This window comes from Alkalibacterium sp. m-11, assembly GCF_054658155.1.
This window is the reverse complement of sequence record NZ_BAAGIR010000084.1, coordinates 1-8,866: the sequence shown is the minus strand read 5'-3', so window position 1 is coordinate 8,866 and position 8,866 is coordinate 1. Positions and strand designations below refer to the sequence as shown.

8 protein-coding genes are annotated in these 8,866 nt (G+C 35.9%); 7 read left to right on the top strand and 1 reads right to left on the bottom strand.

Going from position 1 to position 8,866, the window contains the following annotated elements; all coding sequences use genetic code 11:
* The 7 genes from ACYQ2O_RS08640 to ACYQ2O_RS08610 all read left to right on the top strand — a co-directional run.
* On the top strand, positions 1–971 hold a 971-nt coding region (locus ACYQ2O_RS08640; protein WP_459796427.1), incomplete at its 5' end, for an IS1634 family transposase.
* A gap of 478 nt (positions 972–1,449) precedes the next feature.
* The gene (locus ACYQ2O_RS08635; RefSeq protein ID WP_459796426.1) at positions 1,450–1,623 is read left to right on the top strand and encodes a hypothetical protein; all 174 of its coding nucleotides are present in this window, start codon (positions 1,450–1,452) and stop codon (positions 1,621–1,623) included.
* A 113-nt stretch (positions 1,624–1,736) separates the two neighbouring features.
* Positions 1,737–2,849: a plasmid pRiA4b ORF-3 family protein gene (locus ACYQ2O_RS08630; RefSeq protein WP_346025141.1), complete on the top strand. Its 1,113-nt coding sequence runs from the start codon at positions 1,737–1,739 to the stop codon at positions 2,847–2,849.
* Positions 2,850–3,703: 854 nt separating this feature from the next.
* A complete protein-coding gene (locus ACYQ2O_RS08625; RefSeq protein ID WP_346025140.1) occupies positions 3,704–4,165 on the top strand; it encodes an Abi family protein in 462 nt (153 codons plus the stop codon).
* 129 nt (positions 4,166–4,294) lie between these two features.
* Positions 4,295–4,696 carry an IS200/IS605 family transposase gene (gene tnpA, locus ACYQ2O_RS08620; RefSeq protein ID WP_346025139.1) on the top strand — a complete coding sequence of 134 codons (402 nt, stop codon included), beginning with the start codon at positions 4,295–4,297 and terminating at the stop codon, positions 4,694–4,696.
* Between the two features lie 5 nt (positions 4,697–4,701).
* Positions 4,702–5,781: an IS200/IS605 family element RNA-guided endonuclease TnpB gene (gene tnpB / locus ACYQ2O_RS08615; protein ID WP_459796425.1), complete on the top strand. Its 1,080-nt coding sequence runs from the start codon at positions 4,702–4,704 to the stop codon at positions 5,779–5,781.
* A 331-nt stretch (positions 5,782–6,112) separates the two neighbouring features.
* Positions 6,113–7,873: a hypothetical protein gene (locus tag ACYQ2O_RS08610; RefSeq protein ID WP_346025137.1), complete on the top strand. Its 1,761-nt coding sequence runs from the start codon at positions 6,113–6,115 to the stop codon at positions 7,871–7,873.
* Between the two features lie 544 nt (positions 7,874–8,417).
* Here ACYQ2O_RS08610 and ACYQ2O_RS08605 read toward each other — a convergent pair.
* A partial coding sequence (locus tag ACYQ2O_RS08605) for a transposase (RefSeq protein ID WP_459796424.1) occupies positions 8,418–8,866 on the bottom strand: 449 nt, incomplete at its 5' end.

The following is an 8,866-nucleotide window of genomic DNA, read 5'->3' as shown; positions in this document are numbered from 1 at the left end:
TAAAACCTCTTCAGAAAAGGATTATGAAAGATTTCGACTTATCAAAAATGATTGTGATTACTGACGCTGGTCTCTCTTCTGCAGATAACCGAAAATACAACACATTAGGACAAAGAGGGTTTGTGACCACTCAATCTATAAAAATGCTTCCAAAGCATTTAAAAGCCTTTGCTTTAGATAAAACGGGCTGGAAACTTACCCATACAACGGGGAAAAATCGACTCAAAGAGTATGATTTATCCACTTTAGATCCAAAGAAATATGCGGAGAATACTTTCTATAAAGAACGTTGGATTAATGAAAAAGGGCTTGAACAACGTTTAATCATTACTTTTTCTTTTAAATATCAAAGCTATCATCAAAAGATTCGGGAAGGCCAGATTGAACGAGCCCTAAAAAAAATTGATAATCCTAGTCAGTTGAAAAAGAAAAGAGCAAATGATCCTAACCGATTTATTGAATCAGTAAGCTTTACTAAAAATGGCGAAGTAGCTAAAAAGACGCACTATACACTAAATAGTGAACAAATAGAGAAAGAAGCTCAGTATGATGGGCTTTATGGGGTGTGTACTAATGTTCATTCTACTCCAGAAGAAATTGTGGCGATTAATCAAAGACGATGGGAAATTGAAGAAACATTTCGAATTATGAAAAGTGAAATGAAATCACGTCCTGTATACCTTCAAAAAGATGAACGCATTCAAGCTCACTTCTTGACCTGTTTTCTCTCTTTATTAATCTTTCGTATCTTGGAAAAGAAATTAGGAGAAACCTTTACATGTCCAGAAATTATCGAAACGCTAAAGAAAATGAGGGTGTATGATGCGAAAGGACACGGTTATATCCCAACGTACATGCGGACTCATTTAACTGATCATTTACATGAAACCTTTGGGTTTCGGACAGATACAGAAATTGTGAGCAACAAAATAATAAAAAAAATTATTAAAGATACAAAAATAGCAAAATAGTACCCTATTTTGAGCATTTTTAAACCCCGGTAAATCCCTTAGTGTAGGGATTTATCGGGGTTTTGGGTGTTAAAGATGAGAGAATGACATTAACCACTTCAAGCTATCGCTTGACCGAAATTCATCTCCCACTTTCACTGGTGCTTCGCACCCATACGCTTAGAAGTGGGAGACTTCTTTCGGAATTACGTTAAACAGTTTAATGTCGGTGAAGCATATCAGACATTGAAGGTGGAGAAAAAGTTGAGGCTGATTCTAGATGACATTTTTCGGATGCGAAAAATAACCGCTTATTGTAAGGAGTCAATGCAATTTGATTGGTAACTCCTGAAGATTAACAACTAATCTTCAGGAGTAGCTAGAAATAATGGTCTTACTTCTTCAGAAAACTCATTATCTTAAGAAGTTTACAGAAAAATTAATACAACTTCCTTAGATAATGCTGATTCAAGTCAATAATTGTGAGTACTGGATAGAAATGTGCATTTTCAATTCTATAGAAGAAGATACTGATGCTTATTCAGATTGGTTGAGCAATAAAAAACTGCGTCCATACATTATTTTAAATAAAAAAAGAACCCTGCAGCCAGAAGAAACGTTGACATGGCTCATGAATCTGAAAGTTCCACAAGCTAATGGAAAAGTGGTTTAAAAGTAGTGGTATTGCCCAAATTTGTATACAAATAAGTCTGAATAAGAGAGACTAAAAATAACATTAGAAACAGCTTTAGTGTTTCCAAAAAAAATATTCAGGAGGAACGATAAATGCTCATTCACACCACGAATAAATTCATTACAGAGATTGAAAAGGCAAAAGGAACGGCTATTCCAATGGGTACGCATGAAAGCAGCGGAAGTTCATGGGTAGCTCATGTCGTTATTTTAAATAGAAGAAAAGCTCAAGTGCTTATGCATTCTGAAACCTTACTCACGCTGGTAGCTTGGCCTCTCAAAAAAGAGGAACTGAGTAAGATCGAGAGAATTATTGATTATGTCAGACACAATTACTTTGATTATTTAGGTCTTAACTGGGTAAAGCAGATGGAGATAGAGGACGAAATAGAGAGTCGGGATATTACCTTTATAAAAGAAGAGAATCCGGGGCTTGTGAGTTACTTAGAAGATACAGTAGATTTTTTGAAATCAGCAGTTAGAGTATATGATGATGAAACCACATTGCAGTTGAAATTAATGGAAAAAGTGAATAACCGATCGCTCACTTATCCTGATGGGTCAACAGATACACCTTTAAATAAATGGGAAAACTTTTTAAGCAATAACGGTTTAGGTGAGAACCTTATTTTCACACCGCCAGTTGTAGAATTAAAGGTGAGTCTTAAATTAGATACGGATCCAGATGTCATTAGAAAACTGCATATTCCTATGACTTATACATTTAATCAGCTGCATGATATTCTACAAGAAGCGTTTATGTGGGACGATTATCACCTGCATCAGTTTGTTTTTGATAGACCGAATGACATGTCCGTTTGTTTAGTAGATGATGATGAGTCTTTTGGGTATAAAGAAAGATTTCAAATTATGAAGTACGATAAAGATGTGCAGTTGATTGAATACCTTCGTTCAGGAGACGTTTTTACTTATGAATACGATTTTGGCGATGATTGGATACATGAGATTGAAGTGACTGAAATTATTGAAAATGCCACTCTTCGCACAGCACGTGTAGTAGAAATGAAAGGCGATCCGGTACCTGAAAATGTAGGAGGAACTGGCGGGTACGTAGAATTCAAACGGGTCATGTCCGATCCTACCGATGAACAATACGACCACTTTTCGCTTTGGAGTGAGAGATACAGAAATCGATTATCTATCCATTCGATGGATTGGATAAATAGAAGTATAGATAGATTTTGATTATCTTATAAATGTGAAATTGATTCTTTCTCTAAGAATATTGGACAAATAAAGTTAGTGATGCCTGAACCAAAAAAATCGATTTATTAGAAATAGAAGCTTTAACTATTCTTATTGATACAACTTTTTTAGCGGATTTGTTTTGCTTTGAAATAGAGTACTTTGATTCATTTAAGCGCAGTTATACCAGCTATAAATTAGAAAATAAGAACATCCTTCGTCTTCGAGATGGAAGTCAATAAAAATATACAAGCAGTAGCTGAAATGTTAGGAAAAATGAAACCTGATAGAGTCAAAAAGCAAACCTTCTAAGTAGGGTTTGCTTTTTTTAAACCGCACTGGTAGGAAGTATTTACTCCAGCTCTTTATTCTTAAAGAATAATTATATCCTGAATTCCCGGATTGTGTAACGAGAAACTACGAAATTCCGCGCAAATAATGTAAAGTTACGTCGTTACAATTTTTAAAAGTATAACGATGTATTCTTAAAAAAATCACGGCCAGACCTTGATATTACAGCATTTATAAATTGACCTAGTTATAAATTATGGGAACTTAGGTTATATATAAAAATTCGATATTAAACCTTATAAGAGTATAACGCTACTATATAGAAAATGATTCAGGAAATTTGTATACATATAATCGTGAATATGCTACAATAAAAACAGATAAGGAACGTACGTTCTGTATGTCTGTCGGTGTCTATATACGTTTCAAACAAGAAGATAAAAAGTTGACAATAGGACTAAAATAGATTATAATTTAGATAATCTTAATGAAGGGCTGAAGTTCAGCCGACCAAAAGGAGTCCTGTAAAAAGGACTCCTTTTGTGTTTTAGGAGGAAAATAATATGGGTGAAAAACCGTTCAAAACGATTAAAGAACAAATAAATATTTTAAAAGATAGAGGTCTCATCTTTCTTTCTGAAGAACATGCAGAAAGTGAGCTTCTTAGATATGGTTACTATGAAATTATCAATGGTTACAAAGATTCGTTCCTAGAAGAAGCAAGCCTGTCTGCTAATGAAAGATACATAGACGGAACGACCTTTGAACAAATTTTTGCTTTATTTCAATTTGACAAAAATTTGCAGCACTCTATCTTTAAAGCAACTATCGAATTTGAACGGATTATTAAAACAGCGATTAGTTATGTGATTAGTGAGAAATATGGATCTAACCAGAGAAACTATTTAATTCGAGAAAATTATAAGAATGGCAGACGAAGTTATTATCAAGGAAAAAGCGAATATGAAATTGATCAGCTGTTTAGAAAGTTTAACGTAATTCCGAAAGAAGTCTCCCCCTTCTAAACGCATGGGTGCGAAGCACCAGTGAAACTGGGAGATGAATGTCGATCAAGCGATAGCTTGAGGTGGTTAATCTGTCCTTTATGGCGTATACTATAATCAGTAGTAATCAACAAAAAGGGAGTGACCACAGTGGAATTGGATGACAATAATCATTCAGTCTTCTTGATGTATTACCATCTGGTTTTAGTTGTGAAATACCGAAGAAAAGTCATCACCCCCTCTGTTTCGGATTATGCAAAAGATATGTTTCTAAGAATTAGCACAACATACAACATCACCCTTATTGAGTGGAACGTTGAAAGAGACCACATTCATATCCTGTTCAAAGCCCAGCCTAATACAGAATTATCCAAATTCATCAATGCCTACAAAAGTGCCAGCTCTCGACTCATAAAAAAGAACTTCCCAGAAGTGAAGCGGAAATTATGGAAAGAAATGTTCTGGTCGAGAAGCTTCTGTCTAATGACAACAGGCGGTGCTCCAATTGAAGTCATCAAAAAATATATCGAAAACCAGGGCGAAGTGAGGTGAAGAATATGTTAAAAGCTTATAAGTATCGGCTCTACCCAAATGAAGAACAAAAAAACTATTTTGCGAACTGTTTTGGTTGTGCCCGCTTCATTTATAACCAAATGCTTAGCGACAAGATCGACCACTATAAAGAGACGAAACAAATGCTCAACAATACGCCCGCTCAGTACAAAGAAGAGTTTCCTTTTATGAAAGCGGTTGATAGTCTGGCTTTGGCGAACGCTCAGCAGAATTTGGAACGAGCCTACAAAAATTTCTTCCGGGATAAATCCATTGGATTTCCAAAATTCAAATCCAAACACCGTTCAAAAGCGAGTTATACCACCAACAATCAAGGGGGAAATATCCGAATTGAAGATGGTAAGATCAAACTGCCTAAAATCGGATGTGTAACGCTTGTCCAGCATCGTACTTTTCAAGGCAAGATTAAATCATGTACGATATCAATGAATAAATCGGGAAAATATTTTATATCCATTCTTGTGGAATCAGCGGACGAAACGCCCCAATTAGTTGAACGGAAGATCGGGATTGATTTGGGTATTTCGGATTTTGCGATCACCACCAATGATTTAGGTGAGACAGAGAAGCACAAAAACCCAAAGCATTTGTATAAATCTGAAAAGAAACTCAAAAAAGCTCAGCGTTCTTTATCTCGCAAACAAAAAGGTGGAAAGAATCGCAATAAAGCCCGCTTGAAGGTAGCAAAAAAGCACGAAAAGATTGCCAATCAACGGAAAGATTTCTTGCACAAGTTGACGAAAAAGATAACGGACGAAAACCAAGTCATCGTTATCGAAACGTTGTCCAGCAAGAATCTGATGAAGAATCATAAACTGGCAAAAAGCATTAGTGATGCAGGCTGGTATGAATTCGTCCGCCAATTGGAATATAAATCCAAGCAAAAAGGACGGACAATTATTAAAGCAGACAGGTTCTATCCGTCCAGTCAGATTTGTTCGAGTTGCGGACACCGAGACGGGGAAAAACCGCTCCAAATTCGGGTATGGCACTGCCCGACTTGCGGGGAATGCCTTGACAGAGATATCAATGCCAGCAAAAATCTCTTGGCGTTGGCCAAGTAAAAGAAAATCAATGAGGCAGGGACTGCCTTTTGAGCCTACCCCTATCCGATTCCTCTGTCTGTATGAAATCTGTGCAGACAAGAATGGAGTTCGTAGGAAGCCCCCACTTCAAAATCCAAAGGATTTAAGTGGCGAGTAGTTCACGAATGATAGATAGTTCAGATCCTTATGTATATATTAAAGTAGGTTTGGAATTTGAAATTGAAAAGTACAATGTAATTTATCCGAATGAACTAGATAAACTACTGAAGTTAATGTGTATAGATAGATATAACATGATGAAAGTCGGTATACAACTTCCTGACCATGATTAAATCCTAAGGAGACCATTATGGATTACACAACCTTTATGAAAGCTATTGATAAACAAATAAAAAATATGGATGAACAAATGCTTCGTTCATGGATAAGAGACTATGCTCGGAAACTGCCAGAAAATAGCAGATATCATTTTTTAGAGCAATTCAATGAATCGGAATTTGAAGACAAACGGGTAATAGCCACACAGATAGAACATTTTGAAGAGTGGATTAATAGTGTTCGTTCTGAGGAAGTGTTTGTCTATCTTGTGTTAAATGAGTACTATGATGACTGGCACGATGAACCAGATGATGAATTCATTGATGTAAAGGACCCACTAGATGTCTTTGTAGGGTTTAAAGAGGCATGTCAGTTAGCAGAGAATTTAATAGAAAAAGAGATGTATCAGGAAGCAAATGAGTTGTTAGTTAACTTAATCTCAATTGATATTTTTGCATTAGCTGTTCTTGAAGACCAGTATGATGATATCCATTATGACACTACTTTTGAAAATGTAGAATTATTCGATCAGACATATACTGACCGGGATTTTTTTATTCGCTTGTGGCTGTATGCTATAGCAAGGGGTTATACAGGAGAAGAACGGTTGGAAAAGCTATACGAAGTAATGAAAGCGCACCATATTGTTGATATTGACAAGATGAAAACAGTCGGAAAAGAAGAAGTTAATACCGCTAGTTTTGTGGATGAGTGGATTGACTTCTTAATCAGACAATCGGGAAGACATGCATATGACTCATTGATACAGGTTTGTGCTTCATACAAAAATATAAACTTTTTAGAAGATAATATTGAACGTTTCGGTCTGCAGCATCCTCAACTTTATCTCAATTTGCTGGCTAATAAACTGGATCTTCTTTATATTGAAGAGCGGTTAAATGATGGGAGATTTGTTGCCTGGTTTAAACCAAATGAGGTAGAAGAAAAAGTAAGTCAACTATCCCAAAAAGAATGCGAAGACATTTTAGAATTCATCCATTTTGCTAGAGAGAATATGCCTGGGAAGTTGTTTATAAAGTCAGAAATAATGGAGGTTGGCTATACGATTGCGAGTCACTTAAACCATTCTTCTGACATGAAACGATTCAGACACTTAGCCTTTGTTAACCGTTCAAGTCCGATAAACTATTTGTATTTAAGACCTTATCTTAACCCTGGTGAAGAAGTAAAAAAGGTAATAGACTATTGGTCTAATGATGTAGCAAAAGAGACTAATCAAAAGAATTGGGATAATTATTTAACTGAAAACACATTGACCGAAAATGAATATAACAGTATTCCACTTTTTACTGGGGATGCTTTTTCGTTTTACATAAACTGTAAAGAAAATAAAACGATTCTTGGTTGGAGCTATGACAGTATTGGTCTAGCTATTCCATTATTTTTACTGCTGCTTAGACAAACGGACGAAGAGTCACCTGTTAAAGGAATAATGGAGGACGAGGTAAGGAGCCGTTTAGTGACTCATCCAAGAGATCGAATCATTTTTAACCGGCTGTTCAGACAGCTGACACACACAACGTCTCTTTCTGAAACCGAAAGAGAAGACATACTGAATTGGATTAAACAAACGCTAGATAGACGAACAGAGGCATTGCTGAGGGAGAAAGTTAGAAATAGCTACCATAAAGCAGCAGAACTAATCATCGCTTACGGAGAAGTCATCGAATCCATGGGTAATCCCGGAGCCAAAGAAACAATCGCAAATGACTATCTCAAAAAGTACAGCCGATTCAACCGCTTTAGAAAAGAAGTGAAAGAGTTGTTGTAGGATTTACAAAAAATCGAATAGCGAGAGGAACAGAAATAGAATTAATCGTGTTATTGTATAAACGAGTTTATAGAGTATGAGGTCACATTTTTGTCTAGCAGAAATATCTACATTTATTTTAGTAGTCATAGGCTGAAAGTAATTGTTCTCAAGAAAAAATAAACATATGATGTGCTAAGTGTAAAAATAAAATGTAAAACAGCAGACAAGACACAAAATGTCACACTTTGTGTCTTGTCTGCTGTTATTGATTATAATTAACTTTTTTAGAAGAAGTTTTGAATAACTTCGCTTATTTTCTCTATTAAATCTGATTTTAAATGTGTAAGTGGAGTTCCTATAACCCGGGAAGTGGGATCAATACTTCTTATCACTAGTGTTGCATAAAACTTAGAATAAATAGGTTTTATAGGTTGTTACTTTTATCACAAGTAGTTTTCGTTAAAATTTCCAAAAAAGTCAATTGCTGGCGCAAGGGATGACTTTTTCCAGAAATTTTTAGGGTTATTCAGTTGTGGATTAGTCTTTTTGTACTCTCTTTCACTTAACCAGGTGCGAACGATTCTTTGAAACACTCAAATGGTTCATACTGTAACGCTCTGATTTGTCTCAAAATAGTGAAGAGGGTTGATTTCAACCTTAATTCTAGTTTCATCAGTAACGTCAATAAGTAGACAATCATCGCAAGAATCACTTGATTCTCTACGCCTTGTTCAGACTGTGAATAGTACGTTTTAATGGTCAAATGTTGTTTGATGTGCTTGAAAAACAACTCGATCTGCCATCTTGATTGATACATCTTTCCGATAGCCTCTGCTGAAAGGTCCATTCGGTTCGTCAGGATACGTAGATTTGATTGATGCTTGCGTTCAATCGTTACTAAGCGAAACAAACCCGTCAGGTAGGTCGATTTTCCCAGCTGAACCAATTGATCACTGATAATCCCTGATTCATGAGACACTTCCAGGTGCGCTTGAACATGAACGGCTGTAT

What these genes read in the sequence shown, in the direction of transcription:
- ACYQ2O_RS08610 (WP_346025137.1), top strand. Translation starts at nt 6,113, where the DNA reads ATGGATTACACAACCTTTATGAAAGCTATTGATAAACAAATAAAAAAT.
- ACYQ2O_RS08630 (WP_346025141.1), top strand. Translation starts at nt 1,737, where the DNA reads ATGCTCATTCACACCACGAATAAATTCATTACAGAGATTGAAAAGGCA.
- ACYQ2O_RS08625 (WP_346025140.1), top strand. Translation starts at nt 3,704, where the DNA reads ATGGGTGAAAAACCGTTCAAAACGATTAAAGAACAAATAAATATTTTA.
- tnpB (WP_459796425.1), top strand. Translation starts at nt 4,702, where the DNA reads ATGTTAAAAGCTTATAAGTATCGGCTCTACCCAAATGAAGAACAAAAA.
- ACYQ2O_RS08635 (WP_459796426.1), top strand. Translation starts at nt 1,450, where the DNA reads ATGTGCATTTTCAATTCTATAGAAGAAGATACTGATGCTTATTCAGAT.